Origin of the sequence: Paracoccus fontiphilus (genome assembly GCF_017356265.1) — a bacterium.
Lineage (GTDB): Bacteria > Pseudomonadota > Alphaproteobacteria > Rhodobacterales > Rhodobacteraceae > Paracoccus > Paracoccus fontiphilus.
This window is the reverse complement of the sequence record NZ_JAFNAW010000012.1, coordinates 47,731-73,277: the sequence shown is the minus strand read 5'-3', so window position 1 is coordinate 73,277 and position 25,547 is coordinate 47,731. Positions and strand designations below refer to the sequence as shown.

General features: G+C 68.5%; 25 protein-coding genes and 1 pseudogene. 7 read left to right on the top strand and 19 right to left on the bottom strand.

The features are described 5' to 3' along the window. The 6 genes and pseudogenes from J0F76_RS06775 to J0F76_RS06750 form a co-directional block, all read right to left on the bottom strand. Window positions 1-273 (bottom strand): annotated as a pseudogene (locus J0F76_RS06775) (hypothetical protein); the annotation flags it as partial. A 5-nt stretch (window positions 274-278) separates the two neighbouring features. Beyond that, complete coding sequence (osmF, locus tag J0F76_RS06770; RefSeq protein WP_207467120.1) at window positions 279-1,184, bottom strand: glycine betaine ABC transporter substrate-binding protein OsmF; 906 nt, start codon at window positions 1,182-1,184, stop codon at window positions 279-281. Window positions 1,185-1,257: 73 nt separating this feature from the next. Next, on the bottom strand, window positions 1,258-1,833 hold the full coding sequence (locus J0F76_RS06765; protein ID WP_207467118.1) for a DUF1190 domain-containing protein: 576 nt from the start codon (window positions 1,831-1,833) through the stop codon (window positions 1,258-1,260). 13 nt (window positions 1,834-1,846) lie between these two features. Then, the gene (locus J0F76_RS06760) at window positions 1,847-3,073 is read right to left on the bottom strand and encodes a glutathionylspermidine synthase family protein (protein WP_207467116.1); all 1,227 of its coding nucleotides are present in this window, start codon (window positions 3,071-3,073) and stop codon (window positions 1,847-1,849) included. A 48-nt stretch (window positions 3,074-3,121) separates the two neighbouring features. Then, window positions 3,122-3,583, bottom strand: coding sequence for an Lrp/AsnC ligand binding domain-containing protein (locus J0F76_RS06755; protein ID WP_207467114.1), 462 nt, complete (start codon window positions 3,581-3,583; stop codon window positions 3,122-3,124). After that, the gene (locus J0F76_RS06750; protein ID WP_207467112.1) at window positions 3,580-4,035 is read right to left on the bottom strand and encodes an Lrp/AsnC family transcriptional regulator; all 456 of its coding nucleotides are present in this window, start codon (window positions 4,033-4,035) and stop codon (window positions 3,580-3,582) included. Before J0F76_RS06750 ends, J0F76_RS06755 begins: the two co-directional genes overlap by 4 nt. A gap of 131 nt (window positions 4,036-4,166) precedes the next feature. On the opposite strand from J0F76_RS06750, the gene ilvC reads away from it, so the two are divergent. Beyond that, window positions 4,167-5,189 carry a ketol-acid reductoisomerase gene (gene ilvC / locus J0F76_RS06745; protein WP_207467110.1) on the top strand — a complete coding sequence of 341 codons (1,023 nt, stop codon included), beginning with the start codon at window positions 4,167-4,169 and terminating at the stop codon, window positions 5,187-5,189. A 183-nt stretch (window positions 5,190-5,372) separates the two neighbouring features. Here ilvC and yghU read toward each other — a convergent pair whose 3' ends face one another. Next, a complete protein-coding gene (gene yghU, locus J0F76_RS06740) occupies window positions 5,373-6,239 on the bottom strand; it encodes a glutathione-dependent disulfide-bond oxidoreductase (protein ID WP_207467108.1) in 867 nt (288 codons plus the stop codon). A 104-nt stretch (window positions 6,240-6,343) separates the two neighbouring features. Here yghU and J0F76_RS06735 point away from each other — a divergent pair, with 104 nt between their 5' ends. Then, a complete protein-coding gene (locus J0F76_RS06735; RefSeq protein WP_207467106.1) occupies window positions 6,344-7,423 on the top strand; it encodes a PA0069 family radical SAM protein in 1,080 nt (359 codons plus the stop codon). Here J0F76_RS06735 and J0F76_RS06730 read toward each other — a convergent pair. The 5 genes from J0F76_RS06730 to rpsF form a co-directional block, all read right to left on the bottom strand. Continuing rightward, window positions 7,420-7,785 (bottom strand): DUF983 domain-containing protein, encoded by a 366-nt coding sequence (locus J0F76_RS06730; RefSeq protein ID WP_207467104.1) that lies wholly within the window; start codon window positions 7,783-7,785, stop codon window positions 7,420-7,422. The genes J0F76_RS06735 and J0F76_RS06730 overlap by 4 nt on opposite strands. A 75-nt stretch (window positions 7,786-7,860) precedes the next feature. After that, complete coding sequence (gene bmt, locus J0F76_RS06725) at window positions 7,861-8,823, bottom strand: betaine--homocysteine S-methyltransferase (protein ID WP_207467102.1); 963 nt, start codon at window positions 8,821-8,823, stop codon at window positions 7,861-7,863. Between the two features lie 180 nt (window positions 8,824-9,003). Continuing rightward, window positions 9,004-9,588, bottom strand: a complete 585-nt coding sequence (gene rplI / locus J0F76_RS06720; protein WP_207467100.1) for a 50S ribosomal protein L9 — start codon at window positions 9,586-9,588, stop codon at window positions 9,004-9,006. 12 nt (window positions 9,589-9,600) lie between these two features. Next, window positions 9,601-9,828, bottom strand: a complete 228-nt coding sequence (gene rpsR, locus J0F76_RS06715; RefSeq protein ID WP_103173059.1) for a 30S ribosomal protein S18 — start codon at window positions 9,826-9,828, stop codon at window positions 9,601-9,603. A gap of 3 nt (window positions 9,829-9,831) precedes the next feature. Continuing rightward, window positions 9,832-10,284: a 30S ribosomal protein S6 gene (gene rpsF / locus J0F76_RS06710; RefSeq protein ID WP_207467098.1), complete on the bottom strand. Its 453-nt coding sequence runs from the start codon at window positions 10,282-10,284 to the stop codon at window positions 9,832-9,834. A gap of 272 nt (window positions 10,285-10,556) precedes the next feature. Between rpsF and J0F76_RS06705 the strand changes: the two genes are divergently transcribed. Next, the gene (locus tag J0F76_RS06705) at window positions 10,557-12,332 is read left to right on the top strand and encodes a calcium-binding protein (protein WP_207467096.1); all 1,776 of its coding nucleotides are present in this window, start codon (window positions 10,557-10,559) and stop codon (window positions 12,330-12,332) included. Between the two features lie 41 nt (window positions 12,333-12,373). Here the strand turns inward: J0F76_RS06705 and J0F76_RS06700 are convergent, their stop codons facing one another. Then, on the bottom strand, window positions 12,374-13,435 hold the full coding sequence (locus J0F76_RS06700) for a cytochrome-c peroxidase (RefSeq protein ID WP_207467094.1): 1,062 nt from the start codon (window positions 13,433-13,435) through the stop codon (window positions 12,374-12,376). 150 nt (window positions 13,436-13,585) lie between these two features. Here J0F76_RS06700 and speB point away from each other — a divergent pair, with 150 nt between their 5' ends. The 4 genes from speB (at window position 13,586) to J0F76_RS06680 (ending at window position 17,654) form a co-directional block, all read left to right on the top strand. Continuing rightward, window positions 13,586-14,545, top strand: coding sequence for an agmatinase (gene speB / locus J0F76_RS06695; RefSeq protein ID WP_207467132.1), 960 nt, complete (start codon window positions 13,586-13,588; stop codon window positions 14,543-14,545). Window positions 14,546-14,647: 102 nt separating this feature from the next. Continuing rightward, window positions 14,648-15,700, top strand: a complete 1,053-nt coding sequence (prfA, locus tag J0F76_RS06690) for a peptide chain release factor 1 (RefSeq protein WP_207467093.1) — start codon at window positions 14,648-14,650, stop codon at window positions 15,698-15,700. Then, the gene (gene prmC, locus J0F76_RS06685) at window positions 15,697-16,521 is read left to right on the top strand and encodes a peptide chain release factor N(5)-glutamine methyltransferase (RefSeq protein WP_207467091.1); all 825 of its coding nucleotides are present in this window, start codon (window positions 15,697-15,699) and stop codon (window positions 16,519-16,521) included. The genes prfA and prmC overlap by 4 nt, the downstream gene beginning before the upstream one ends. A gap of 263 nt (window positions 16,522-16,784) precedes the next feature. Continuing rightward, window positions 16,785-17,654, top strand: coding sequence for a DUF4167 domain-containing protein (locus J0F76_RS06680; protein WP_207467089.1), 870 nt, complete (start codon window positions 16,785-16,787; stop codon window positions 17,652-17,654). A 35-nt stretch (window positions 17,655-17,689) separates the two neighbouring features. Here the strand turns inward: J0F76_RS06680 and rsmA are convergent, their stop codons facing one another. The 6 genes from rsmA to lptF are packed head-to-tail and all read right to left on the bottom strand — an operon-like array spanning window position 17,690 to window position 25,481. Continuing rightward, window positions 17,690-18,544: a 16S rRNA (adenine(1518)-N(6)/adenine(1519)-N(6))-dimethyltransferase RsmA gene (gene rsmA, locus J0F76_RS06675; RefSeq protein WP_207467087.1), complete on the bottom strand. Its 855-nt coding sequence runs from the start codon at window positions 18,542-18,544 to the stop codon at window positions 17,690-17,692. 40 nt (window positions 18,545-18,584) lie between these two features. Then, window positions 18,585-19,556, bottom strand: a complete 972-nt coding sequence (gene pdxA / locus J0F76_RS06670) for a 4-hydroxythreonine-4-phosphate dehydrogenase PdxA (protein ID WP_207467085.1) — start codon at window positions 19,554-19,556, stop codon at window positions 18,585-18,587. Window positions 19,557-19,564: 8 nt separating this feature from the next. Then, window positions 19,565-20,833: a peptidylprolyl isomerase gene (locus tag J0F76_RS06665; protein WP_207467083.1), complete on the bottom strand. Its 1,269-nt coding sequence runs from the start codon at window positions 20,831-20,833 to the stop codon at window positions 19,565-19,567. Between the two features lie 36 nt (window positions 20,834-20,869). Continuing rightward, entirely contained in the window at window positions 20,870-23,236 is a 2,367-nt protein-coding gene (locus tag J0F76_RS06660; RefSeq protein ID WP_242690037.1) for an LPS-assembly protein LptD, read from the bottom strand. After that, on the bottom strand, window positions 23,233-24,342 hold the full coding sequence (gene lptG / locus J0F76_RS06655) for an LPS export ABC transporter permease LptG (protein ID WP_207467081.1): 1,110 nt from the start codon (window positions 24,340-24,342) through the stop codon (window positions 23,233-23,235). Before lptG ends, J0F76_RS06660 begins: the two co-directional genes overlap by 4 nt. Further along, window positions 24,339-25,481: an LPS export ABC transporter permease LptF gene (gene lptF / locus J0F76_RS06650; protein ID WP_207467079.1), complete on the bottom strand. Its 1,143-nt coding sequence runs from the start codon at window positions 25,479-25,481 to the stop codon at window positions 24,339-24,341. Before lptF ends, lptG begins: the two co-directional genes overlap by 4 nt. Window positions 25,482-25,547: the final 66 nt, after the last annotated feature.

Genomic DNA, 25,547 nt, shown 5'->3' with positions numbered 1-25,547 from the left:
CAGATGCGCCGCCGCCGCGCCCAGCGACAGCGCCGCCGCCGTCAGTCCCGCGGCGGCGGCCAGCAGGCGCGGAAGCGCGGGCCAGCGGGACCAGCAGGCGGCGATCAGCAGGGCGCCAAGGGCCAGGCTTATGGGAATGCCCCAGGGCAGCGCCGGAAGGATCACCCCTTCGCCCGGTACGATCCGGTTCGGCTTGAACTGCACCAGCGGCAGGGCCAGCCCGGCCAGTCCGATCACGGCGAACAGGACGCCCGGGGGCGAGACCCGCGCCACGACGCTCAGTCCAGGAAGCCTGCCTGCTTCAGGTAGTCCTCGGCCACGGCAGCGGCAGGTTCGCCGCCGATCTGGATGCGGCCGTTCAATGTCTGCAGCGTCTGCAGGGTCAACGAGGTGAAGATCGGCTCCAGCACCTCGGCGATCCGGGGATGGGCTTCCAGCACAGACGCCCGGACGATGGGGGCGGGCTGATAGACCGGCTGGACGGCCTTGTCGTCCTCCATCACCAGCAGCCCGGCTTCGGCAATGGCGCCGTCGGTGCCATAGACCATGGCCGCGTTCACGCCCGAGGTCTGCTGCGCCGCCGCCGCGATGGTCGCCGCCGTGTCGCCGCCGGCAAGCTGGACAAGCTGGTCGGGCGTCAGCGCGAAGCCGTATGTTTCCTGAAACGCGGGCAAGGCGGCGGGCGAGGTCACGAATTCGCTGGACGCGGCCAGCTTCACCTCGCCGCCGCCCGCGATCCATTCGCCCATCTGGGTCATGGTGGTCAGGCCGTTCTCCTCGGCCACCTCCTGACGCAGGGCAATGGCCCAGGTGTTGTTGGCAGGGGACGGCGTCAGCCAGACGATGTCGTTCTGCGCGCGGTCCAGTTCCGCCACGCGGGCATAGCCCTTGGCGGCATCCTTCCAGACGTCGCTGTCGGCCTCGTTGAAGAAGAAGGCGCCGTTGGCGGTGTATTCGGGATAGATGTCGATCTGGCCCGCCACGATGGCGTCGCGCATGATCGGCGTGCCGCCCAGTTGCAGGCGGTCCTGCACCGGCAGCCCGGCGTCCCGCAGCGCCAGCAGGATCATGTTGCCCAGCAGCCCGCCCTCGGTGTCGATCTTCGAGGACACGACGATGTCCTGCGCAGCAAGCGGTGTCGCCGCCATCACAAGGGTGGCAACTAGCGGGGCAAGGCGGGACATGGGCAGGACTCCTGACTAGGGACATGGGCAAGACGCCCCGACCCGGTCAGGGTTCCCTTAAATCCGCCACGGGTCAACCGCCAAAGGAACGCCCGGCCGCCGACGAGCCGAAGCCGCCCCGCGACGCGGCGGTCGCGCGCGACATCGGCGGCTGCCCGGCGGTCGCGGCCGGACGCGCGAACTGGCTGCTGTTCAGCGCCGCGCGCCCGGTATTGCTGGAGAACGTGCTGGTCCGCGCCGCGTTGGTATAGCCGCCCTGGGGCGTGCGATACATCGGCTGGGACCGTGACAACCCCCCGCCGCCCAGCATGGACCCGATCAGGTATCCCGCCAGCAGCGGCATGAAGATGCTGCCCGCGCCGCCGCCGGTCTGCTGCGCCTCGGACCCGCAGTTGCCGACGCCGTGCTGTTCCTCGCAGACCTGCAGGCTGTCATAGCGGGGGGCGGATTCAACGTGCAGCTGTTCCGCCTCGGCGAAGGACTGGCGGCATTCGTCGGCGGTGAACAGCCCGCCCTCGTCGGCGGCGGCCAGGCAGGCGTTCAGGTCGGGAAAGGCCTGCGCGTCCACCTGTTCCTCACGGCAGCCGGCAATGGCGAAGCTGGCGGCGCCAAGAATGGTCAGCGCGACGGTCCTGGAGCGTTTTCTCATGGCTTTCCCCCCTTTATTCCGCGATGAAATGCGGCTTGAAGCGCGACAAGTCCTGCGTGATGCGGGACCGGTCCTCGCGGATGCCCATGCCCGCGCAGGCGTCGCCCACGATCCAGGCGCCGACGATCGGCCGGAAGCCGTCGAACTCGGGCAAGGGCGCATAGGCCTGCACGATGCGCGGATGGTCATTGTAGTCGGTATTGACGGATGCTTCGGTCACATCGCCGTTTTCAACGATGCTGACACCCGCGCCTTCGCGCGAAAAGATCGGCTTGACCACATGCCCCTGCTTGAACTGGTCCGCGACCTTGCCGAAGGCCCCGGCGACGGCAGGCACCGGACGCCCGCCCGCCACCAGCGCATCGGCCACGTCGTCGGCGAAGAAGGCGGGCAGCAGGTTCGGATGACCCTCGAACATCTGCCACAGCACGGGCAGGATGCCCTTGTTCGACACCAGCGCCTTCCAGGCGGGTTCCAGGAACAGGCAGCCCGATCCCCTGATGTGGCAAGCGTAATCGTCGCGCAGCAGGTCTTCCCACGGGTAAAGCTTGAACAGCGTGCCGATTACCCGGTCCTCGGCATCGACGAACTGGCCCTTCTTCGTGACGCCCAGCTTGTCGAGGTCGCTGTAATGCGCGCCCATCCCGGCCTCTCGCGCGGCCCAGGCCATGGCCTCGACGGTGGCGTAATCCTCGGGGTTGTTCGCGACAGCGGTGAAGTGGATGTCGGTGTTTGGGGGGAACAGCGCGCGGAAGCGTTCCACCAGCGCCTCGTGGATGCCGTTGAACTGGTCGGCCCCGCGCGGCAGGACGCCCGCCGCCAGCTGATCCTCCAGCCATTGCCACTGAAAGGACGCGCTTTCGTAGAGCGAGGTCGGCGTGTCGGCGTTGTATTCCAGCAGCTTCGCCGGACCCTTGCCGTCATAGGCCAGATCCAGGCGCCCATAGATCTCGGGCTCGTTCCGCCGCCAGCTGTCGGCCACCAGGTCGCGGTGGGGGGCGGGGATGCCCAAGCGCTCCATCATCTCCTGGCTGGTGACGATCTCGGCCACGGCGTCGCGGCACATGGCATGGAGGTCGGTCGAGGGATCCTCGATGTCGTCCTCGACCTGCCGCAGCGTGAACCGATAGGCCGAGGTTTCGTCCCAATAGGGCTCGCCATGCATGTCGGCAAAGGTGAAGCCCGCCTCGCGCGCGGTGTCTCGCCAGTTCGGTCGTTCGGGAAGCGTGATCTTTTGCATGGAGGATCTGTAGCGCGGGACAAAAGACGGGGCCAGATCAAACGCGCTTCAACCGCCCAGCGGTCCCGGCCTTCGTTCCTCGGACAGCATCACATTCGCTTCAACCTGGCCCACGCCGGGCAGGGTCATGATCCGGCGGCGCAGGATGCGTTCGAAATCGCTGATGTCGCGGGCGGTGATGCGCAGGCGATAGTCGAACTGGCCCAGCACATGCTGGACGGTCTGCACCTCGGGGATGGCAGTCACGGCGCGTTCGAAATCCTCCAGGGACGTGCGGCCCTTGGTGGCCAGGCGGATGCCCAGGAACACGGTCACGCCGAAGCCCAGCGCGGCGTTGTCCACGATGACCCGCCGCCCGGCCAAGATGCCGCTGTCGGCCAGCCGCCTGATGCGGCGCCAGGCGGCCGGCTGGCCGATGCCCACGATGCGCCCGACCTCGGCCGCGCTTTTCGTGGCATCGGCGGCCAGGATGCGCAGGATCGCCCGGTCGGTGGCGTCAAGATCGCTCACAACGGAAGCTCCGCGCTGTCCTTGATGGTGGAGACCAGCATCAAGGCGTCGCTGTCGGATACATGCGGCAGGGTCAGGATGCGGTCGCGATAGATCTGCTGCCAATGGGCCATGTCGCGGGCGATCACCGACAGCCGGAGGTCCACGCTGCCCAGGAAGGTCTGGATCTCGGTCACTTCCGGCACCTCGCGCGCGGCGGCGATGAATTCGTCGAAGGCGCGGGGGCTGGCCTTGTCCAGGGTGAAGCGCAGGCTGACCTGGACCTCGTAACCAAGCGCCCGCCAGTCGATGCGCCCCTGGATGGCGGCGATCACCCCCGTCTCGCGCAGCTTCTCAAGCCGGCGCCACAGGCTGGCCGGCGCCACGCCCGCCCGTTCGGCAAGCACGGCGTTCGACGCCTCCGGGTCGGCCAGCAGGTGACGCAGAATGCGATGATCCGTAAGGTCCGGCATGATTATTCCACTAACGACAGTGATCCGGCATGTCCATGGCATGAACAGGTGTGATGTTGGGAAAAGTAGATGCCATTTCCACGTCCCATGCGCCTAGAAACTGCTCCATCGGAGAGGAAAGGAACCATTCCATGCGCGTTTACTATGACCGCGATTGCGACGTGAACCTGATCAAGGACAAGAAGGTCGCGATCTTGGGCTATGGCAGCCAAGGACACGCCCATGCGCTGAACCTGCGCGATTCGGGCGCCAAGAACCTAGTCGTCGCCCTGCGCGAGGGCAGCCCCTCGGCCAAGAAGGCCGAAGGCGAGGGCCTGAAGGTCATGGGTATCGCCGAGGCTGCTGCCTGGGCCGACCTGATCATGTTCACCATGCCGGACGAACTGCAGGCCGAGACCTACAAGAAATACGTCCACGACAACCTGCGCGAAGGCGCGGCGATCGCCTTCGCCCATGGCCTGAACGTGCATTTCGGCCTGATCCAGCCGAAGCCGGGCGTCGATGTGATCATGATGGCGCCGAAGGGCCCCGGCCACACGGTTCGCGGCGAATACACCAAGGGCGGCGGCGTGCCTTGCCTGGTCGCCGTGCACCAGGACGCCACCGGCAAGGCGCTGGAGATCGGGCTGTCCTACTGCTCGGCCATCGGCGGCGGCCGCTCGGGCGTCATCGAGACCAACTTCCGCGAGGAATGCGAGACCGACCTGTTCGGCGAGCAGGCTGTCCTGTGCGGCGGCCTGGTCGAGCTGATCCGCTGCGGATTCGAAACCCTGGTCGAGGCAGGCTATGCCCCCGAGATGGCCTATTTCGAATGCCTGCACGAGGTGAAGCTGATCGTGGACCTGATCTATGAAGGCGGCATCGCCAACATGGACTACTCGATCTCGAACACGGCGGAATTCGGCCAGTATGTCACCGGCCCGCGGATTCTGCCCTACGAGGAAACCAAGGCCCGCATGAAGGCGGTGCTGGAGGACATCCAGCGCGGCAAGTTCGTGCGCGACTTCATGCTGGAGAACGCCGTGGGCCAGCCGACGCTGAAGGCGTCGCGCCGGGCCAACGACGAACACCAGATCGAACAGGTCGGCGCCAAGCTGCGCGAAATGATGCCTTGGATCTCCAAGGGCAAGATGGTTGACCGCGCGCGGAACTGAACCGTTGGAAGGCCGGGGGGTGAGGAGCGCCCGGAAAAAGGTCCGGTGGACCTTTTTCAGCGACGAACGGGCGAAGCCCAGCCCCCGGACCCCCGTGGGATATTTGGACCAAGTCAAAGACACCTTTGCCTTGGTTCAAATATCCTGGGGGAGTCCGAAGGACGGGGGCAAAGCCCCCTTTCTTCATTCCGCTCCGATCTTGTCCTGCGTTCGAGTCTGGAAATCGGATGCGTCGTGGCGTTCCCACAACTGCTGCGACGGCTCGCCCGAGGTCTTGTTGACCATGATCCCGCGCTGCACCGCCGGACGGGCCGCGATCTCGTCGTGCCAGCGGCGGACATGGCCGTAGATGCCCGCGTCAAGGAAGGTCGCCGCGTCGCCGTAAAGCTTGCCTGCCACGACCTGCCCGTACCAGGGCCAGATCGCCATGTCGGCGATGGAGTATTCCTCGCCCGCCATGAAGCGGTTGTCGGCCAGGTGCCGGTTCAGCACGTCCAGCTGGCGCTTGGCCTCCATCGTGTAGCGGTCGATGGCGTATTCGACCTTGACGGGCGCATAGGCATAGAAATGCCCGAAGCCGCCGCCCAGGAAAGGGGCCGATCCCATCTGCCAGAACAGCCAGTTCATCGCCTCGGTCCGCGCGGCAGGGTCGGCGGGAAGGAAGGCGCCGAACTTCTCGGCCAGGTAGAGCAGGATCGAGCCCGATTCGAACACCCGGCGCGGCGGGGTCACGCCATGATCCATCAGCGCCGGGATCTTGGAATTGGGGTTCACGGCGACAAAGCCGCTGCCGAACTGATCGCCTTCGTTGATGCGGATCAGCCAGGCGTCGTATCCGGCGTCATGGCCCGCCTCCAGCAGTTCCTCCAGCATGATCGTGACCTTCTGGCCGTTTGGCGTGGCCAGAGAGTATAGCTGCAGGGCGTGATTGCCGACGGGCAGGTCCTTGTCATGGGTCGGGCCTGCGACGGGGCGGTTGATGTTGGAAAACTGGCCGCCGTTCGCGCCCTTCTGGCTCCACACTTGGGGCGGGGTGTAATCGTCGGACATGATGCCTCCTGAACTGGTCTCCGTGGCAGGATGCGGGCAGGCGGCGCGAACATCAACCCGCCAAGGTGCTGGCTTTTGTTCCTGATGTGTTCCAAGATGGTGCCATGCTGCCGCCCCGCAATCCCGACGAACGCCTGAAGGCCAGAGGAGCCGACACCCGTCCCGAGGGGCGGTTCGAGGCACAGCGGCGGGTGCACGAAGCCGATGGCTGGGACATCCCCGAGGACGACCGTCTGCTGCGGACCGAGGTGGTGACGGAACGGCCGCGCAGCATCATCACGCGCAACACCTCGCCCGACATCTCCTTCGACCGCTCGATCAATCCCTATCGCGGCTGCGAACACGGCTGCATCTACTGCTATGCCCGGCCCACGCACGCCTATCTGGGCCTGTCCCCGGGATTGGATTTCGAGACCAGGATCACCGCCAAGCCGGATGCGGCCGTGCTGCTGGCGCGCGAACTGGCGCGGCCGTCCTATCGCCCGGCGCCGATCGCGCTGGGGACGAACACCGATCCCTATCAGCCGGTCGAATCGAAGCTGGCCATCATGCCGGGCATCCTGCGGGTGCTGTCGGACTGGAACCACCCCGTGACGCTGGTCACGCGCGGGCAGACGGTGCTGCGCGACCTGGATCTGTGGGCGGAACTGGCGGCCAAGGGGATGGCGGCGGTGGGCGTCAGCGTCACCACCCTGGACGCGGATCTGGCCCGCGCGCTGGAGCCCCGCGCACCCGCGCCCGCGACGCGGCTGCGGATGATCCGCAGGCTGGCTGCGGCTGGGGTGCCGGTGCGCGTGATGGTCGCCCCGGTGATCCCCGTCCTGACCGAACCCGAGATCGAGGCGATCCTGACCGCCGCGCGCGAGGCCGGCGCCACGACCGCCAGCATGATCCCCCTGCGCCTGCCGCTGGAGGTGGCGCCGCTGTTCCGCGACTGGCTCCTCCGCCATCGGCCCGGCATGGCGGCGCATGTCATGAACCGGGTGGCGGCCATGCGCGGCGGGCGCGACAACGACCCGCGCTTCGGCCACCGCTTCCGGGGCGAGGGGGTCGAGGCGCAGCTTGCCCTGCAACGGTTCCGGCTGGCACGCAGGCGGCTGGGCTATGACACGGGGTCCGCGCCGCTGGACTGCAGCCGGTTCGGCCCGCCGCCCCGTGCGGGCGATCAACTGTCGCTGTTCTAGGAACCGCGATCCTGTTCGTTCTTGGCCCAGAGATAGCCGATAAAGGCGCCCTTGACGAAGCGCAGCAGGATCAGAGTCAGCAGGGTCGTGATGACCCCGGTGATGACCAGCAGCATCACCGGGCTGGGACGGAACAGCACCCAGGTGAAGCCGATCAGAGGGATCAGCAGAAGCAGCATGATGGTCATGGTGAAGAAGGCCGGGCCGTCCGCGGCGGGATAGCGGCCCAGCGGCGCGTGGCAGGCTTCGCATTCCGCGGGCACGCCCAGATATCCGCGCAGCAGCTTGCCTTCACCGCAGTTGGGGCATTGGTTCAGCAGTCCCCGGACGATGGCTGTCCGGCTGTCGCGTTCCTCGGTCATCGTCGCGCCTTTCCTGTTCCGCCGACCCGCTAAACGCTTCAAGCGCGCGCCGGGATGCGTCGAAACAGCGCGCCCTCAATAATCCCCGACCGAGGAAAAGCCGCCCAGCCGGGAGGCGATTTCCTCCAGCGAGGGCCGGCCCGCCGCAGGCCGGGTTTCCAGCGCCTCGCGCATGGCGCGCAGATGGGCGGGCGTGGTGCCGCAGCAGCCGCCGATGATGCGCACCCCCAGGTCGCGCGCAAGGCACGCGTAGTCGGCCATGATGGCGGGGGTGCCGTCATAGTGCAGGTGCCCGGCCTCCAGGTGCGGGATGCCTGCATTGCCCTTGGCGATGATGGGCCGTTCGTTGCCCGAGGCCACGAAGTCGCGCACCGTCCGCAGCAGGTCCGCCGCCCCCACGCCGCAATTCGCGCCATAGGCTATCGGTGGGTTCGGCAGGCGTTCCACCAGGGCCGACAACTGGGCCGAGGTCACGCCCATGATCGTGCGGCCCGCCGTGTCGAAGCTCATCATGCCGCACCACGGCATGTCGGCCAGATGCGCGGCGGCGGCGGCGGCGCGGAATTCCTGTTCCGAGCTGATGGTCTCCACCCACAGCACGTCGGCCCCGCCTTCCTTCAGCGCCTCGGCCTGTTCGTGGAACATCTCGACCGCGCGGGCATGGGACAGGCTGCCGAAGGGGGCCATGATCTCGCCCGTAGGGCCGATGTTGCCCGCGACCACAACCGTGCGGCCCGAGGCGTCGGCGATATCGCGCGCCATCGCGGCACCGGCCAGGTTCAGCTCGCGGACGCGATGAGCGGCGCCCTGCAGCTTGAGGCGGCTGGCATTGCCGCCAAAGGTGTTGGTCAGGAACAGATCCGCCCCGGAATCCACGGCGTCCTCGTAGAGCCGGCGCACCGCGTCTGGCCGGTCGGCATTCCACAACTCGGGCGCCACGTTCGATGGCAGGCCCATGTTGAACAGGTTGGTGCCCGTTGCCCCGTCCGCCATCAGCCACTCGCGGCTGGCAAGAAGCTGGCTGAGAGGGTCGGGCATCCGATATCCTTCGGCGGCGAAATGCGAAATATCCGTCCAAGGACGGCTACCAATCATCAAGTCCATGATACGTCGAGTTCCGGCAGGAAACAATTTGGACTTGAACGAAAAAAGGACCGCGGCGGTTTCCCGTCGCGGTCCTGATATTTCCGTGTTCCCGACAGGCGGGACGTGGCCGGATCAGTTCCGGTCGTCGTCCCCGTCGTCGTTCGCCGCGCCGATGTCGTCGAACAGCTCGGCGATCTCGAACTCGGCTGCGGCATCGGCCTCGGCGGCCAGGTCCTGGATCGACTTGCCCTGCGCCTGCAGTTCGGCTTCCTCGGCCGAACGGGCGACGTTAAGGACGATGGTCGCGTCGACCTCGGGGTGCAGCACGACGCTGACCTCGTGCAGGCCCAGGTCCTTGATCGGCTGGTTCAGCACGACCTGCTTGCGGTCCAGCGTGAAGCCGGCCTCGGTCGCGGCGTCGGCCGCGTCGCGGGTGGTCACGGAACCGTACAGGGCGCCCGAATCCGAGGCCGAACGGATGACCACGAAGGTCTGGCCGTCCAGCTTGTCGGCGATCTTCTGCGCTTCGGCCTTGGTTTCGGCGTTCTGCGCTTCCAGTTGGACCTTGCGGTTCTCGAACGACTTGATGTTGGCGTCCGAGGCGCGCAGCGCCTTGCCCTGGGGCAGCAGGAAGTTGCGGGCGTAGCCTTCTTTGACCCGGACGACTTCGCCCATCTGGCCAAGTTTCGCCACGCGTTCCAGCAGGATGACTTGCATGATCAGGTCTCCTTACTTCACGACATAGGGCAGCAGGGCCAGGAAGCGGGCGCGCTTGATGGCACGGGCCAGCTCACGCTGCTTCTTGGCCGAGACGGCGGTGATGCGCGAGGGCACGATCTTGCCGCGTTCCGAGATGTAACGCTGCAGCAGACGCGTGTCCTTGTAGTCGATCGCCGGGGCATTCTCGCCCGAGAAGGGGCAAACCTTGCGGCGGCGGAAGAACGGTTTGTTCGCCATTGCTTAGATCCTTTCAGTCCGCTCGCGGCGCTCGCCGCGATCACCACGGTCACGGTCGCCGCGATCGCCCCGCGGGCGGTCGCCCCGGTCGCCGCGATCGCCACGGTCGCGGTCACCGCGATCACCGCGCTCTTCGCGCTTCTGCATCTGGACCGAGGGGCCTTCCTCGTGCTTCTCGACGCGCACGGTCATGACGCGCATCACGTCGTCATGCAGGCGGGCCAGACGCTCCATTTCCTGCACGGCGGCCGAGGGCGCGTCCGAACGCAGGAAGGCATAGTGGCCCTTGCGGTTCTTGTTGATCTTGTAGGCGAGGGTGCGGACACCCCAGTATTCGTTCTCGATGACCTGGCCGCCGTTGTCGACAAGCACGGTCGAGAAATGTTCGATCAGCCCTTCGGCCTGCGTGTTCGACAGGTCCTGGCGGGCGATCAGCACATGCTCGTACAGAGGCATGGCATCCCTTTCAGTGTTTCAGGCGCATTTCATCGACGGATCGTCCCTTCCGCACCCGTCACGAGAGGCTGCGCCGGTTGCAATGTCTCGGCGGAAGGATGCGGCTTTATAGCGGCGAATGCTGCGGACGCAAGGTGATTCGGCCAGCCGGCGGGCCGCGGTTTCCCGCCTGCGGGGCGCGGCGGGCGTTGACAGGCGCCGGGGCCGTGGGAAACCATGCCCGTGACGTTCACCCTTCATCCATCCTCCGCAAGGCGGCAAGAGGTCTTGGAATGGTTCGCGCGATCACCCCGGAATTCGTCGTCAACACGCTTTGGGAAGCCTGGCAGAACGATCCCGACGTCACCATGCTGGCCAACGGCAACGTCGTCGTGGTCTGGGACAGCTTCAACAGCGACCTGGATGTCCAATACGTCGCGGGCCAGATCTTCAGCCCGACCGGCGCGCGCATCGGCAGGGAGATGGTCCTGTCCGATCCCAACCTGGTGGGCAATCACGCGCGTGTCGATGCGCTGGACAACGGCGGCTTCGCCGTGGCCTGGGAAAGCACGCCCGACTCGGTGCTGGACCGCAGCGACATCCTGACCGCGACCTACGGCGCCGGCGGCGCGATCGCCAGCCCGATCCGGCGGGTAAACCTTCTCACCGACGATTCCTACTTCGCGCCCGAGGTCGTCAGCCGCCCCGGCGGCCATGCGGTGCTGTGGTCGAAATGGCAGGCCGGCCCCGGCGAAAACCCGTTCAACGGCGAGGACAGCTTCTTTCGCGCCTACGGCCCCGGGGGCGCCGCGACCCTGCCGTTCCAGATCAATCAGCGCCAGCTTTACGAACAGCACAATGTCCGGGCCGAACGCCTGACCAACGGCAACACGATCGTCGTCTGGGAAAGCGAATATCCCGGCAGCAGTCCCTATGCGCTGCCCACCGACGTGCGCGCCCGGATCATTGCCCCGAACGGACAGCCGGTCACGCCGGAATTCGCCATCGCGCCCGAGGGCAACGGCCCCACCGGCGGCATCGCGGTGACGGATGCGGACCATTCGGTCACGGCGCTCAGCGGCGGGCGCTTTGTCGTCACCTGGGTCGATACCGTCCTTGACGGCTTCCCCGACGGCGATACCGCCTTCCGCCTTTACGCCCGCATCTTCGACGGCGCCGGCAGGGCCCAGGGCGCGGCCCTTCATGTCAACACCTTCGACGCGCGCGAGATCCCGGACCACAGCAGCGTCGCGGCGCTGGATGGCGGCGGCTTCGTGGTCGTCTGGGACCAGTGGTCGGACGTGGCGGCCGGCAGCCATCAAAAGGACGTCTACGGGCAGACCTTCTCGGAATATGGCGTCCGGGTGGGCGGCAATTTCCGGGTCAACCAGGAAACCGAGGAGATGCAGGAATGGGCTTCGGTCACGGGGCTGAAGACCGGCGGCTTTTTCGTGACCTATAAGAGCGAATACCTGGACGGCGACGACGACGGCATTGCCGGGCGCGTGTTTTCCGGGCTGACGCGGGCCGAGGCCAGCCTGGGCGGCAGACCGGTCGCGTCGTCGCGCGCGGATGCCCTGAACGGGACGGCGCGCGCCGACGTGATGAACGGCCTGGATGGCAACGACACGCTGCGGGGCGGCGGCGGCAATGACGCGATGATCGGCGCCCGGGGCAACGACCGGTTGTCCGGAGAGGCGGGCAATGATCGCCTGGCGGGCGGCATGGGCGCGGACTGGTTGGCGGGCGGCGCCGGCGCGGACAGCTTTGTCTTCGGGTTCATCGCGGAATCCGGCGTGGCCCCGGCCGGGCGCGACCGGGTCCTCGATTTCGCGGGCCCGGACCGGATCGACCTGTCGGGGATCGACGCGGCAACGGCCGCGGCGGGCAACCAGGCCTTCGGCTTCATCGGCGGCGCCGCTTTTTCCGGCCGGGCCGGGCAGCTTCGGGCCGAGCTTCGGGCGGACGGCACCCATGTCCTGGGCGACGTGAACGGCGATCGCAAGGCGGATTTCGACATTTGGCTGGACGACCGCATCGCCATGAACGCGGGCGACTTCATCCTGTAGCGCGCCGGACCGCGAAGGTCCGGCGGCTGTCGGCGCAAGGCTTATTCGACCATCGGCTGTGGCAGCGGCGTGGCCGTTTCGCGCACCGGCAGGATCGGGTGCACGATCTCGGGCTGTTCTCCCGTCAGCGCGCCGAGAAAGGCCACGATCTCGTCGACCTGCGGTTCCGCCAGTTCGGTGCCCAGCTGGGACGAGGACATGATGTGCACCGCCTCGCGCAGATCCCAGACGGCTCCGGAATGGAAATAGGGCGCGGTCAGGGCCACGTTGCGCAGGGGCGCGGCCCGGAAGACGTATTCGTCGTCGGCCGTGGCCGTGACCGTGAAGCGGCCGAGGTCGCCCTCGGGCAGGACCGATCCGCCCGGCCGTTCCACCACGCCGAAGGGATAATAATCCTGGCCGCCGACGTTGATGCCGGAATGGCAGGTCGTGCAGCCGGTGTCCATGAAGGCCGCCAGACCGCGCTTCTGCTGTTCCGTCATGGCGGCGTCGTCGCCCTTGAGGAAGCGGTCGAAGGCGCTGTCGGGCGTGATCAGCGTTGCCTCGAAGGCCTCGATGGCGCGGGCGAAGTTGTCGAAGCTGACGGGTGTCGCCTCGTCCGGGAAGGCTGCCTTGAAGCCGTCGACATAGGCTGCCATGCTGTTCAGCGTGCCGATCAGGTTTTCGGGGGTGTTGTTCATCTCGACCCCCGCCTGGACGGGGCCCTTGGCCTGTTCGGCCAGGTCGGGGGCGCGGCCGTCCCAGAACTGGGCGACGTTGAAGATCGCGTTCAGCATGGTGGGCGAGTTGCGCGGCCCTGCCTGCCAGCCATGCCCGATCGAGGTCGTCAGCCCGTCCACGCCGCCAAGGCCGACATTGTGGCAGGTCTGACAGGAAAACAGGCCCGACAGCGACATGCGGGGATCGAAGAACAGCTTCGCGCCCAGTTCCACCCGCTCGGGCGTCAGCTCGTTGCCTGTGGGGGCTTGCGGGGTGTCGGGGATCGGTTCGAACCATTCCAGCGCGGCCTGGCGCAGGTCGGTGTCGGCGGGCAGTTCGGTCTGCGCCAGGCCGGGCGAGGCCAGCGCGCCAAGCGCGAGAATGGCGAAAAGAGATGTCTTCATGGCTGTCTCTCGTTAGGTCTCTCACGCGTTCCGGGGTGAGTATGGCCCATCCGGCGCCGCGGCGCCCTGATGCAGATCAAAACGCGGCGCTTGCGGGCCGCGCGGGCCTGCGTCACGATGCCCCATGGATGCGGCGGCAAGGGGACGGCGATGGCGCTCGAGGATGCCGGGAAGCAGGTGGATCAGGCGTTTACGCGCGGCGACCCGCGCGGGCCGTCCTTCGAGAACGCGTTCGGCGGCGCGACGAGCTTTCTGCGCCGCCGCTACAGCAAGGACCTGTCCGGCGTCGATGTGGCGGTGACGGGCATTCCCTTCGACCAGGCGGTGACTCATCGGCCTGGCACCCGTTTCGGCCCCCGCGCCATCCGCGAGGCATCGACGCTGCAGCCCTATGACCCGCCCTATGGCTGGGGCTATGATCCGCTGGCGCTGTTGTCGGTGATCGACCATGGCGACATGGCCTTCGACTATGCCAACGTGCGCGAGGTTCCCGCCCGGATCGAGGCGCATCTGGGAGCCATCCTTGACGCGGGCGCGGCGCCGGTGACGCTGGGGGGCGATCACTCCATCACCCTGCCGATCCTGCGCGCGGTGGCCGCCCGGCGCGGCCCGGTCGCGCTGATCCAGTTCGATGCCCATTCCGACACCTGGGTGGACGACGACCCTGACCGGATCGACCACGGGACGTTTCTCTACAAGGCGATCCGCGAGGGCGTGGTGGACGCGGGCGCCAGTGTCAGCATCGGCATCAGGACCGAGAATCCCGATACCTTGGGCGTGACCATCCTGGACGCGGCGGGCGTTCATCGCGACGGGGTGGAGGCGACGCTGGGACGCATCCGCGCGGTGGTCGGCAGCCGGCCGGTGTATGTCACCTTCGACATCGACGCGCTGGATCCGGCCTTCGCGCCCGGCACCGGCACGCCCGTCTGGGGCGGGCTGGCAAGCTGGCAGGCGGCGGCGCTGCTGCGCGGGCTTGCGGGGGTGGATCTGATCGGCGGCGACGTGGTCGAGGTCTCGCCCCCTTACGACACGACCGGGGCGACGGCGATCGCGGGGGCGCATGTGGCGACCGAACTGATCGCGCTTTACGGCTGGACCCGGCGCTGAATTGCGTCCCGCGAAGGCCGGGGGCCAGCCCCCGGACCCCTGGGGTATTGGGACAACGAAGAAGTCCTTGCCGGTGCTTTTCGGCGCGGGTAAGCCCCTGTCATGTTGCCCGAAGATCGCCTGTCCCAGATCGTCCAGCGGTTCGAGTTTCTCGAAGCGCAGTTGAATGCCGGCGCGGCGCCCGACCAGATCGCCCGGATCAGCCGCGAATATGCCGAGCTGAAGCCGGTGGTCGAGCAGATCGCCCGCTGGCGGGCGGCCCGCGACGGGGTGGCCGAGGCCGAGGCCATGCTGGCCGATCCCGAGATGCGCGAACTGGCCGAGGACGAACTGGCCCGCCTGCGCGACGAGATGCCTGCGCTGGAACAGGCGCTGCGGATCGCCCTTCTGCCCAGGGACGCGGCCGACGCGCGCCCGGCCATCATCGAGATCCGCCCCGGCACCGGCGGGGACGAAGCCGCGCTGTTCGCGGGCGACCTTTTGTCGATGTATCGCCGCCATGCGGAAGGGCAGGGCTGGACCTTCCAGATGCTGGACCTGACGGAAACCGAACTGGGCGGCGTCAAGGAAGCCGTGGCGCGGGTCGAGGGCGAGGGCGTCTTTGCCCGCCTGAAATACGAATCCGGCGTTCACCGCGTCCAGCGAGTGCCCGAGACCGAATCGGGCGGGCGCATCCACACAAGCGCCGCGACCGTGGCCGTGCTGCCCGAGGCCGAGGAGGTCGATATCGACATTCCCGCAGGCGACATCCGCATCGACACCATGCGCGCTTCGGGCGCGGGCGGGCAGCATGTGAACACCACGGATTCGGCCGTCAGGATCACGCACCTGCCGACCGGCATCGTCGTCACCAGCAGCGAGAAGTCGCAGCATCAGAACCGCGCCAATGCCATGGCCGTCCTGCGCGCGCGGCTTTACGACATGGAGCGCAGCCGCGCGGATGCCGAGCGGGCGGCCGACCGCAAGTCCCAAGTCGGGTCGGGCGACCGCAGCGAACGCATCCGCACCTACAATTTTCCGCAGGGGCGGATGACCGACCACCGCATCAACCTGACGCTTTACGCGCTGGACCGGATCATGGCAGGCGATCTGGCCGAGATCATCGACGCGCTGACCGCCCATGACCAGGCGGCCCGGCTGGCCGCCGAAGGATGAGGCTGTCCGAAGCCCGCAGGGAGGCAGCCCGGCGGCTGGCCGCAGCGGGCATCGAGGGCGCGGGACGCGATGCCGACAGGATTCTCGCGGCGGTGCTGGGCATCGAGCCCGGGCGGCTGCGCATCGTCGATGACCGTGACCTGACGGCTGACGAGACCGCCCGGCTGGACAGCGGCATCGCGGCACGCGCGGCCCGTCGGCCGGTCGCGCAGATCGTGGGATTCCGCGACTTCTACGCCCATCGCTTTCTTGTCACCGCCGACACGCTGGACCCGCGCCCGGAGACCGAGGTGCTGGTGCAGGCTGCCCTGGATCTGCCCTGGAGCAGCGTTCTGGACCTGGGGACCGGGACGGGGGCGATCCTTGTCTCGCTTCTGGCGGCGCGGCCGGGGGCGACGGGGCTGGGGACCGACATTTCGGACGCTGCCCTTGACGTGGCGCGCCGCAATGCCCGGATGATCGGCGTGACGGCGGGCTTTGCCAAGGCCGACTGGTATGACGGGGTGGCGGGTCGCTTCGACCTGATCGTCTCGAACCCGCCCTACATCGCCCTGGACGAGATGGCTGGCCTTTCCCCCGATGTCCGGGAATGGGAGCCGCATGGCGCGCTGACCGACGGGGCGGACGGGCTGACGGCCTATCGCGCCATCGCCGCGGGCGTTGCGGATCACCTGGCGCCCGGTGGTCATGTCCTGGTCGAAATCGGGCCGGCGCAAGGTGCCGTAGTCGCGGCCATCCTTGCCGATGCGGGCGCTGAAGCGCGGGTCATCTTGGACCTGGACGGACGCGACCGTGTCGTTCTGGCGCGCTTTCCGGCCTGAAAGGCGGGGATTTGCAGGGCTGCGGGACGATTTCGCTTGTCAGCCCGCGCGCGGCGTGGTTAGTCGCCCTTGTGCCGGGGCAGCGATGCCCACGCACGGGTCAGCCTGGAAAAGCCGATTCCCTCGTGGACGCCTTTGCGTTCGTTCGGGTGCAAGGCGCGGGCTGAACGGCGAAGCGCCCTTCTTGCGCCGCCGGTGCCGCCCGCGAAGCCGTCCAGATCCCTGGAAACCCGGATCAACTGGAACCATACACAGACAGACTGATGAGATCATCGAAATCCCGCTCGCGCAACAAGTCGAACCGCCAGCGCACGCTCGGCAATATCGTCAACCGCGTCTTCGACAGCTCGGGCCCCGAGGGCAAGGTGCGCGGAACGCCCCAGCAGATCATCGACAAGTACCTGACGCTGGCGCGCGATGCGCAGTTGTCGGGCGACCGGGTGGCCGAGCAGGCTTTCCTGCAGCACGCCGAGCATTACACCCGCATGCTGGGCGAGGCGCAAAAGGAAATGGCCGAGCGCCAGCAGTTCCACCAGAGCCGTTCTGACGACGAGGGCCGCGAAGGCCAGCCGAACGGCAACGGCCACCAGCACCGCGAGGGCAGCGGGCGCGACCAGAACCGTGACGAGCCGGGTCGCGACACCAACCGTCGCGACAACGGCGGGCGCGACAATGGCGGGCGCGAGAGTGGCGGGCGCGACAATGGCCCGCGCGACGACAGCCAGCGCGAGCAAGGTCGGCGAGAGCAAGGCCAGCGAGAGCAGCGCGATCCGGGCCAACGCGACCACGGCGGCCGCGAGCCCGTTCGCGAACAACCGCGTCCCGAACCCGTGGTCGAGTTCCGGATCGAGGATCAGCCTCGGGTTCAGCCCGAACCGGCCCCGGTGCCGGACGCGGCGCCCGCGCCCGAAACCCGTCCCGAGGGTCTGCCGGATGCGATGACCACGTCGGAGGATGAGGCCGCGTTGCCGGTCGAGACGCCGGAAGCCACGGCAGCCAAGCCCGTCCGTACCCGCGCCCCGCGCGTGCCCCGGGGTGAAAAGCCCGCGACGCCCCGCGCCCCGCGCAGCCGCCGCAAGGCCGCGGATGCCGAGGCCAGGCCCGAGGAAACGCCCGCGGTCGGCGAGGAATAGGACAAGGGGCCGCGGCGATCAGCCGCGGCCCCTTTTCATTGGGCCTGGCGCGCGGCCTGCAAGACGCGGGCCAGGGCGCAGAACCGTTCCAGATCGATCTCCTCGGCTCGCGCGGTCGGCGGAATTTTCGCCTGTTCCAGCAAGGCCTCGATGTCCGGATGCAGCCCCCGCAACGAGGCCCGCAGCATCTTGCGGCGCTGGTTGAAGGCCGCCGCCGTGACCTGCGACAGGACCGCCGGATCGGCCGGAAAGCGTGGCCGGGGCAGGGCGGTCAGGTGGACCACCGCCGAATGGACCTTGGGCGCGGGCACGAAGGCCTCGGGCGGAAGGGTCATCACGATGCGGGCATTCGCGCGCCATTGGGCCAGCAGCGCAAGACGGCCGTAGGCCTTGCTGCCGGGGGCGGCGACGATGCGCTCGGCGACCTCTTTCTGGAACATCAGCGTCAGCGATTGCCAGAAAGGCGGCCATTCCGGCGGCGTCAGCCAGCGGATCAGCAGTTCGGTGCCCACGTTGTAGGGCAGGTTCGCGGCCACGCGGATGGGCGGGGTCAGATGCGCCAGCGGATCGACCTGCAGGGCATCGCCGTGGATCACCGTCAGGCGGCCCGGATAGCGGTCGGCGATTTCCCCCAGCGCGGGCAGGGCGCGGGCATCTTTCTCGATGGCAAGGACATGGCGCGCGCCCTCGGCCAGCAGCCCGCGCGTGAGGCCGCCGGGGCCGGGGCCGATTTCAAGGACGTCGCATTGCGTCATGTCGCCGGCCTGCCGCGCGATCTTGGCGGTCAGGTTCAGGTCCAGAAGGAAGTTCTGGCCCAGTTGCTTTTTCGCCTGCAGGTCGTGGCGGGCGATCACCTCGCGCAGGGGGGGCAGGTTGTCGATGGTGCTCATTGGGGCGCGGCCGGATGGGTATTTGGGCAACGAAGAAGCATCATGCGCCGCGCGCCGCCGCCATGTCGCGGGCCATGCGCAGGGCCGCGACCGTCGAGGACGGGCTGGCAAGCCCCTTGCCCGCGATGTCGAAGGCCGTGCCGTGATCGGGCGAGGTGCGGATGAACGGCAGGCCAAGCGTCACGTTCACGCCGCCGTCGAAATCCAGCGTCTTGATCGGGATCAGCGCCTGGTCGTGATAGGCGCAGATCGCCGCGTCGTATCGGGTGCGGGCGGGGGCATGGAACATCGTGTCGGCGGGCAGGGGGCCGAACAGGTCGAAGCCTTTGGCCCGCAGGCGGTCCAGCAGGGGGGCGATGCGGGCGGTTTCCTGGCGGCCCATGGTCCCGCCCTCGCCCGCATGGGGGTTCAGGCCCGCGACGGCCAGCCGTGGCGCGACGATGCCGAAATCGCGGATCATCGCAGCATGGGTGATGCGGATCGCCTGTTCCAGCACATCGTCGGTCAGGGCGGCGGGCACGTCCTCCAGCGGGATGTGGATGGTCGCGGGGACCACGCGACAGGCCGGGGTGACGGTGGTCGAGGCCAGCATCATCGCCACCGGAACGTCCCCTGCCAGATGCGCCAGATATTCGGTGTGGCCGGGAAAGGCGAAGCCCGCGCCTTCCTTCAGGGCCTGCTTGCTGATGGGCAGGGTGCAGATGCCCGCCGCCTGACCGCCCATCACCAGATCCACCGCGCGGGCGATCACGGCGATGACGCCCGCCGCATTGGCGGGGTCGGGATGGCCCGGCAGGGCGGGGGCCGCGAAGTCGTGCCGCAGCACGGGAAGGCGTCCCGCAGGCACCGGATCGTCCGGCGACAGGATCTCGGTAAAGGCGGTTCCCGCGGGCAGGTGGCGCGGATCGCCCATCCAGGCGAAGTCCACGCCCGAGCCCAGCGCCTGGGGGGCCAGTTCCGGGCCGACACCCGCAGGCTCGCCGCAGGTCAGGATGATGCGCCCCGGTTTCATGGCCCCGGTCACGGGCGGCGGATGATGGCTTCGGCGCGCAGTTCGGCTAGATAGGCCTCGGCTGCGGCATTGGCCTTGCGGTTGAAGATCTCGTCGCGCACGGCGTCGCGGGTGGGCAGGGCATCCGTGTCGGGCACCGCGGCCTCGACCCCGTCGTCGGGCAGGGCGGTGGTGGCCACGTCGTCGGCCATGTCGGCCACAAGCGCAGGCTGGCGGGAGCAGAGCATCACCAGGTCCGCGCCGTTGCCATAGTCGACCACGCCGGCCTCGTCCCGGTCCATGGTGGCCAGGCGCTGCGCGACAAGGGCCGGAATGGCACCCTGGGAAACGGTCTGGCGCTGGACCTGGGCGGCCGCCTGCGGTCCGGCCTGCACGTACAGATCGTCGCAGCTGCGCGTCCGGGCGGCCAGCGTCGCGGCCTCGGCCACTGTCGCAAGGCGCAGCGTCGCGTAGTCGATCACCTGTTCCGTCGCGCCGGGGCGCAGCGTCCCCTGGCTGTCGCGCAGGTGGAACAGCACGACCGCGCCTTCCACGGTCAGGGGCTGCGTGGTCTGGCCGGGTTGCAGCCCGCCGATCACTTGGCGCAGGCCCGGCGGCAGGTTGTCGATGTTCACCCAGGCCAACCGCCCGCCCGCCTGCGCCGATTCGGCGGCGGAATACTGGCGTGCCGCGGCCTCGAACTGGTCCGAGCTGGGGTTCGAGCCCGCGATCTGGCGGGCAAGGTTCAGGGCCTGCTGTTCCTGCCCCGGCGGGGCGGGGATGATCAGTTCGGCGATCAGCACGCGCGACAGGATCGGGGTTTCGACCTGGCGGCGCAGTTCCTGGTCCACCTCGGCGTCCGAAACCTCGATCCGGGGGACCACGCGTTCGCGGATGACGGAACGCCAGACAAGGCCCGCGCTGACGAAATCGCGAAAGGCCTGGGGTTCGACGCCCGCGCCTTCCAGGGCGGCGGTGAATTCGGCCGCGGACAGGCCCGCGCGGCCCGCGAATTCCTCAAGCCCGTTCTGCAGCCCCTCGTCGGTGGGAACGATGCCAAGCTGCCGGGCGGCATGGGCGCGCAGGCGGTCGTCGATCAGCGCCTGCTGCGCCTCGGCCTCGGTGGTGGCGGGCGCGCCCACGATCTGCATGAAGCGCTGGCGCTGCTGCACCTCGTAGCGGGTGATGGCGGCATTGTTGATGTAGATCACCGGCTCGAACAGGTTCTGCGCCAGGATCGGCGCGGGCCCTGCTGCCAGGGCTGCCGCCAAGGCGAGGCCGGAAAGGAAATGCCGCATCTGCTGCCCCTTTGTGTGCGTTTGTTGGGCCGCAGATTAGCGCATGCAGGACCGGCGCGCCACCGTGCCCGGCAAGTCTTCCTGCATCCCGAAGCCGCCAAGGCGGACCGACAGCCCGACGCTGGTTTCCGGGTTCACGCTGTCCGAACTGGTGAAGCGGCGCGACACGCCCATTTCCACTGTCAGGCATTCGTTGCGATAGGTCAGGTCCAGCGAGGCGCGCTGCGCCTGATCGGCCACGAAGTCATAACGCGTTTCGGCGCTGCCCCACCAGCCGTCGCGAATCTGCCAGCCGACATTGGCGACAAGTTCGCTGATGTCGGGAAGCTCGGCGGTGTTCTGGTCGTCGCCGTCCAGCCACAGGTGGCCCGCCGAAAGCTGCAGGTCGTCGCGCAGCCAACCCAGCCGCAATTCGTTGCGCGACATGTCCAGGCCGTCGTCGAACAGCGCCCGGTTGGCGATGGCAAGCCCCGTGCCGCTGTCGTATTGCGCCGAAACCAGCCAGTCCGAACTGGTGCCCGACAGCGCCGAACCTGCGGGAAAGTCGGGATCGGGATCGGCGCGCAGGACGCGCCCCCCGGTCAGCGCCAGCGACCAGCCGGTAGGATCGATCCGCGTCCAGGTCACGCCCAGGTTGGCGCGCAACCCCCCTTCGCGCGCGTCCCAGCCAGGGAAGCGGCTTTCGGAAAACAGGTTGCCCTCATCGAACTCGATCAGGCGGCTGTCCTCGTTCGGGATGTCGTCATCGCCTCCCTCGGGGGAATACAGGATCTGCGCCACCGGCTCGACCATGTGGGTCGCGCCGTCGCTGCCGCCGACCAGCGGCCAGCGAAGCTCGGCCCCGATCATCGGGTCGGCGCGGGCCACGACGTCGTCGTAGCGGCTGTCCTGGGCAATGCGGTAGATGTCGGCGTCGAACCCGGCCAGGGCCGCGCCCACCACGCCGCCGGGAAGGATTTCGCTGCGCCGCCAGTCCACCCCGACCGAAGCGCGGGCCATGTCGCGGCCGATCCGGTCCTCGTCCGAGGGGCGGCGATGGGCGTGGACCGACCATTCCAGCAATGCCTGTCCGCCGACATAGCGGGGCGTGAAGCTGCGCTGCCAGATCACGTCGGCGACCTGGGCGGGCGAGGTGCTGTTGTTCTCGTCGTCGCGCAACGAGTGGTAGTTGCCGACGCGCCCGAAGAACAGCTTGTCGCGGGTGATGCGTTCCAGGGTGAACCCGCTCCACAGCCGGTCGGCATCGGTGATGTCGTAGTCCAGCAGATAGCCCCGGTCCGAGGCGGCCTGGACCTGCACGCCCAGGCGATAGCCGCGCGGCAGATCGACAAGCGCGTTGCCGAACAGGTAGCCGCGCGTTTCGCCCGGCTCGATGTCGTCGCGGGTGATGGCGCCGTTCCATTCGGTCACGGCGTTCGACCATGCCTGCCGATAGCGCAGGCCCAGGGTTCGTGTCCGGCTGGCCGAGACATAGGGCGTGACGGTCACATCCGCATGATCGCCCATGGTGATGAAATAAGGCAGCTTGATGCCAAAGCCCAGGCTGGAGGTCGTCCGGAACTCGGGCTGCAGGAAGCCGGTGCGGCGTTCGACGGTGGGGTCGGGCGCGGTCAGGCTGAAGGGCACGGCCGCCAGCGGAATGCCCATGGCGCGAAACTGCGGTCGGTCGAAGGTGATCAGCCGGGTTTCCGCGTCATGGGTGATGGTGCGCGCGCGGATTTCCCACAAGGGGGTGGGATCGCTGGCGCAGATCTGGCACGAGGACGCGACCACATGGCGCAGGTTGGTCATCCGGCCGTTGCCGGTGCGCGTCAGCTCGGTCGCAGCCAGTTGCAGTTCGCGCGCAAGGACAAGGCGGGCGCCCCGCACGATGCCGTCCTGCAACTCGCGGTCAAGTTGGCCCGACTCGGCGATCAGGACGGCCTCGGCCTCGGGGTCGGCGGCGCCGGGACGCGACAGGTGGATCGGGCCCTCGATGGTCAGGTCGCCCGAGGCGCCGTTCACCACCAGGCGCGAGGCCACCAGCCGGGCGCCCTGGTACCAGACGACGACGCCGCCCGCGGCGATCAGCGTCTGGTCGTCCTGCAGCACCATGCTGTCGGCCAGAACGGTCGCCGCGTCGTCCTGGGGCGCCTCGGACGGGCGGTTCGGCAGGGTGATGTCGGTGTCGGGGGCCGTTGCCTCCAGTGCGCCGGCCTCGGGCGTGCGGTCGCCCAGGATGCGGTCTTCAAGCCGGTTCGCCGTCGGGGCCAGGGCGGCCTCGTCGCTCCAGGTGAAGGTGCCCGAACTGCCCAGGCTGCCCGCGCCAAGGCCCGGATCCTCGGACAGGATGGTCTGGGCAAGCGCCATCGACGGCAACAGCGCCAACCCCAGCGCCAAGCCCTTCCGCATGAAGCCCGTCATCCATCCTCCCGCGCCAGGATCAGCGCCACGGCCAGCAGCCCGCCCACCAGCGGCGGCGTCCACCCGGCAAGCAGGGGCGGCACCTGTCCGTTGTCGCCCAGAACCTGCGCCAGGTTGCGCAGAAAGAACAGCCCGATCCCGGCCCCGAAGGCCAGAAGCACGGCGCCGCCGGTGTTCCGGCCCCGGACGTGCTGCATGGTGAAGGCCGCCGCGATCAGCACCATCGCCGCCATCAGGAAGGGCCGCGCCAGTTCCATCTGCAGCCAGACCTTGTGGCGCGCGGCCGAGAAGCCGGCGCGTTCCAGGCCCGCGATGAAGCCCGGCAACTGCCAGACGGGCACGGCCTCGGGACGGCCGAACCCCTCGCGGATGCGCTGCGCGGTCAGGTCCGAGGCAAGCTCCATCCGCGCGGCGGCGGTCGCGGCGGCCTCGGGGTTCGGCTCGGTCAGGGGATAGTCGCGCACATCGGTCAGGTCCCACTTGCCGGGAACCAGCCGGGCCTCGCGCGCCTCGACCCGGCGGACGGGGCCGCGGGCCTGGTCGAAGACCATGAAGGTCGCGCCGTAAAGCGTGGTCGCGTCCGGGCTGGCCCGGCGGGCGCGGATGACGATCTGGCCCGCCTCCTCGGTCCCTTCCACCACGGCCTGACGCAGCCAGACGGCGCTGTCGCCGACGGACACGGTCTGGCGGCTGGCGCGCTCGATGCTTGCCACGGCCTCGTCGAAGCGGGCGCCGGTGACGGCGACCAAAGGATTCAGGAACGCCACCGTTAGCGCGCCGACCAGGACCGCCGTGACGGCCGGCGCGGTCACGACCTTCAGCGCCGACCGGCCCGACGCGCGGATCGCCACCATTTCCGAGGTGCGGGCCAGGTTGAGAAACAGCGCGATCCCCGCCAGCACGGTCAACAGCGGCAGGATGGAATAGAAGCTTGACGCGACGTTCAGCGCCGCCAGCCCCAGGGCGCCCGCCAGCCCGATCTCGCGGTCGGAAAAGCGGCGGATCATCTCGATCATGTCGATCAGCAGCAGGATCAGCAGGAACACGCCCGCGATGGTCACGAAGGACCGCAGGAACCGGCGAGACACATAGCGGGCCAGGATCATGCCGCAGCCCTCCCCTGTCCTGCCCCGTGCTTCAGCCGCCGCGGCCTGGCCGCCAGCCACAAAAGCGCGACGCACATCGCCGCGCCGACCAGGGCGGGCACGTAAAGGACGGGCCACAGCGACGGGTCGCGCCCTGCCTGGTTGGCGGCGGCATTGGTCAGGAACTGCACGACGATCAGCCCCAGGATCGCCCACAACACCTGCCGCCAGACGCCGAAGCGCGAATAGCCGCCGATCAGGAGCGTCGCAAAGCCGATCATGGCGGCGATGGGCGACAGTAGGGGCTGGGCGATCCGCTCGTGCGCCTCGCGCCGGGCGTCGGCGGCCGCCGTGCCGCCGGTGGCGGCCAGCAGGTCGGGGTCGGGGTCCAGAAGCCGCAGGGTGCCATAGTCGCGCAGGTCGCGGCCCTTCTGCCCGCCGCCGGTGAACATCGCCCCCACGTCATAGCTGAATTCGTCAAAGCGGGTGACGGCAAGGGACTGCCGCTCTCCTGCGCGGCGGAGGGTCTGGGACATGCCGCGCAGCAGGATCAGGACGGGCCCGGTTTCCGCGCGGACCACCAGCGCCTCCTCGGAGGTGTAGATGACCTGGTTGGCGGGGTCGCGCGCATCCTCGATGAACAGGTCCAGAAGGCGTCCGTCGGTGGCGATGTCGCGGATGAACAGGGTGATGCCGTCGGTCGGATACTGGAAGGTGCCGGGGCGCAAGAACTGCTCGGTTACGTCCTGGGCCAGTTCCGCCTGCCGGTCGGCCAGCCGGGCGCGCGCCATCGGCACAAGCCCGTGGACCAGAACGGCGACCATCAGCCCCACGAAGACGCCGAACACCAGCACCGGACGCGCCAGCCGCCAAGGCGACAGCCCCGCCGCCTGCATCGCCACCAGTTCGGATTCGCCCGACATGCGGTTCGCCCCATAGGCGGTCGCCGCGAAGGCCGCGACCGGCAGCACGACCGAGATCACCAGGGGCAGCGTCAGTGCGGTGAACTCCAGCACCACCAGCGCGGTCTGCCCGTCGCTGAGAAGATCGTCGAACAGGCTGACGGCCCGGTTGATCCAGTAGACCGACACCAGCACCAGGGCGAAGAACCCGAACAGGGTCAGCAACTGGCTGAGGATATAGCGGTCGATCCGGGGCATGTGGCTGGAGGCGGTCCTTGGGGGCGGTCCTTGGGGCGGCGGTCACGTCTTGCTTAGCGGCAAGGG

What these genes read in the sequence shown, in the direction of transcription:
- osmF (WP_207467120.1), bottom strand. Translation starts at nt 1,184, where the DNA reads ATGTCCCGCCTTGCCCCGCTAGTTGCCACCCTTGTGATGGCGGCGACA.
- J0F76_RS06765 (WP_207467118.1), bottom strand. Translation starts at nt 1,833, where the DNA reads ATGAGAAAACGCTCCAGGACCGTCGCGCTGACCATTCTTGGCGCCGCC.
- J0F76_RS06760 (WP_207467116.1), bottom strand. Translation starts at nt 3,073, where the DNA reads ATGCAAAAGATCACGCTTCCCGAACGACCGAACTGGCGAGACACCGCG.
- J0F76_RS06750 (WP_207467112.1), bottom strand. Translation starts at nt 4,035, where the DNA reads ATGCCGGACCTTACGGATCATCGCATTCTGCGTCACCTGCTGGCCGAC.
- ilvC (WP_207467110.1), top strand. Translation starts at nt 4,167, where the DNA reads ATGCGCGTTTACTATGACCGCGATTGCGACGTGAACCTGATCAAGGAC.
- yghU (WP_207467108.1), bottom strand. Translation starts at nt 6,239, where the DNA reads ATGTCCGACGATTACACCCCGCCCCAAGTGTGGAGCCAGAAGGGCGCG.
- J0F76_RS06735 (WP_207467106.1), top strand. Translation starts at nt 6,344, where the DNA reads ATGCTGCCGCCCCGCAATCCCGACGAACGCCTGAAGGCCAGAGGAGCC.
- J0F76_RS06730 (WP_207467104.1), bottom strand. Translation starts at nt 7,785, where the DNA reads ATGACCGAGGAACGCGACAGCCGGACAGCCATCGTCCGGGGACTGCTG.
- bmt (WP_207467102.1), bottom strand. Translation starts at nt 8,823, where the DNA reads ATGCCCGACCCTCTCAGCCAGCTTCTTGCCAGCCGCGAGTGGCTGATG.
- rplI (WP_207467100.1), bottom strand. Translation starts at nt 9,588, where the DNA reads ATGCAAGTCATCCTGCTGGAACGCGTGGCGAAACTTGGCCAGATGGGC.
- rpsR (WP_103173059.1), bottom strand. Translation starts at nt 9,828, where the DNA reads ATGGCGAACAAACCGTTCTTCCGCCGCCGCAAGGTTTGCCCCTTCTCG.
- rpsF (WP_207467098.1), bottom strand. Translation starts at nt 10,284, where the DNA reads ATGCCTCTGTACGAGCATGTGCTGATCGCCCGCCAGGACCTGTCGAAC.
- J0F76_RS06705 (WP_207467096.1), top strand. Translation starts at nt 10,557, where the DNA reads ATGGTTCGCGCGATCACCCCGGAATTCGTCGTCAACACGCTTTGGGAA.
- J0F76_RS06700 (WP_207467094.1), bottom strand. Translation starts at nt 13,435, where the DNA reads ATGAAGACATCTCTTTTCGCCATTCTCGCGCTTGGCGCGCTGGCCTCG.
- speB (WP_207467132.1), top strand. Translation starts at nt 13,586, where the DNA reads ATGGCGCTCGAGGATGCCGGGAAGCAGGTGGATCAGGCGTTTACGCGC.
- prfA (WP_207467093.1), top strand. Translation starts at nt 14,648, where the DNA reads ATGTTGCCCGAAGATCGCCTGTCCCAGATCGTCCAGCGGTTCGAGTTT.
- prmC (WP_207467091.1), top strand. Translation starts at nt 15,697, where the DNA reads ATGAGGCTGTCCGAAGCCCGCAGGGAGGCAGCCCGGCGGCTGGCCGCA.
- J0F76_RS06680 (WP_207467089.1), top strand. Translation starts at nt 16,785, where the DNA reads ATGAGATCATCGAAATCCCGCTCGCGCAACAAGTCGAACCGCCAGCGC.
- rsmA (WP_207467087.1), bottom strand. Translation starts at nt 18,544, where the DNA reads ATGAGCACCATCGACAACCTGCCCCCCCTGCGCGAGGTGATCGCCCGC.
- pdxA (WP_207467085.1), bottom strand. Translation starts at nt 19,556, where the DNA reads ATGAAACCGGGGCGCATCATCCTGACCTGCGGCGAGCCTGCGGGTGTC.
- J0F76_RS06665 (WP_207467083.1), bottom strand. Translation starts at nt 20,833, where the DNA reads ATGCGGCATTTCCTTTCCGGCCTCGCCTTGGCGGCAGCCCTGGCAGCA.
- J0F76_RS06660 (WP_242690037.1), bottom strand. Translation starts at nt 23,236, where the DNA reads ATGACGGGCTTCATGCGGAAGGGCTTGGCGCTGGGGTTGGCGCTGTTG.
- lptG (WP_207467081.1), bottom strand. Translation starts at nt 24,342, where the DNA reads ATGATCCTGGCCCGCTATGTGTCTCGCCGGTTCCTGCGGTCCTTCGTG.
- lptF (WP_207467079.1), bottom strand. Translation starts at nt 25,481, where the DNA reads ATGCCCCGGATCGACCGCTATATCCTCAGCCAGTTGCTGACCCTGTTC.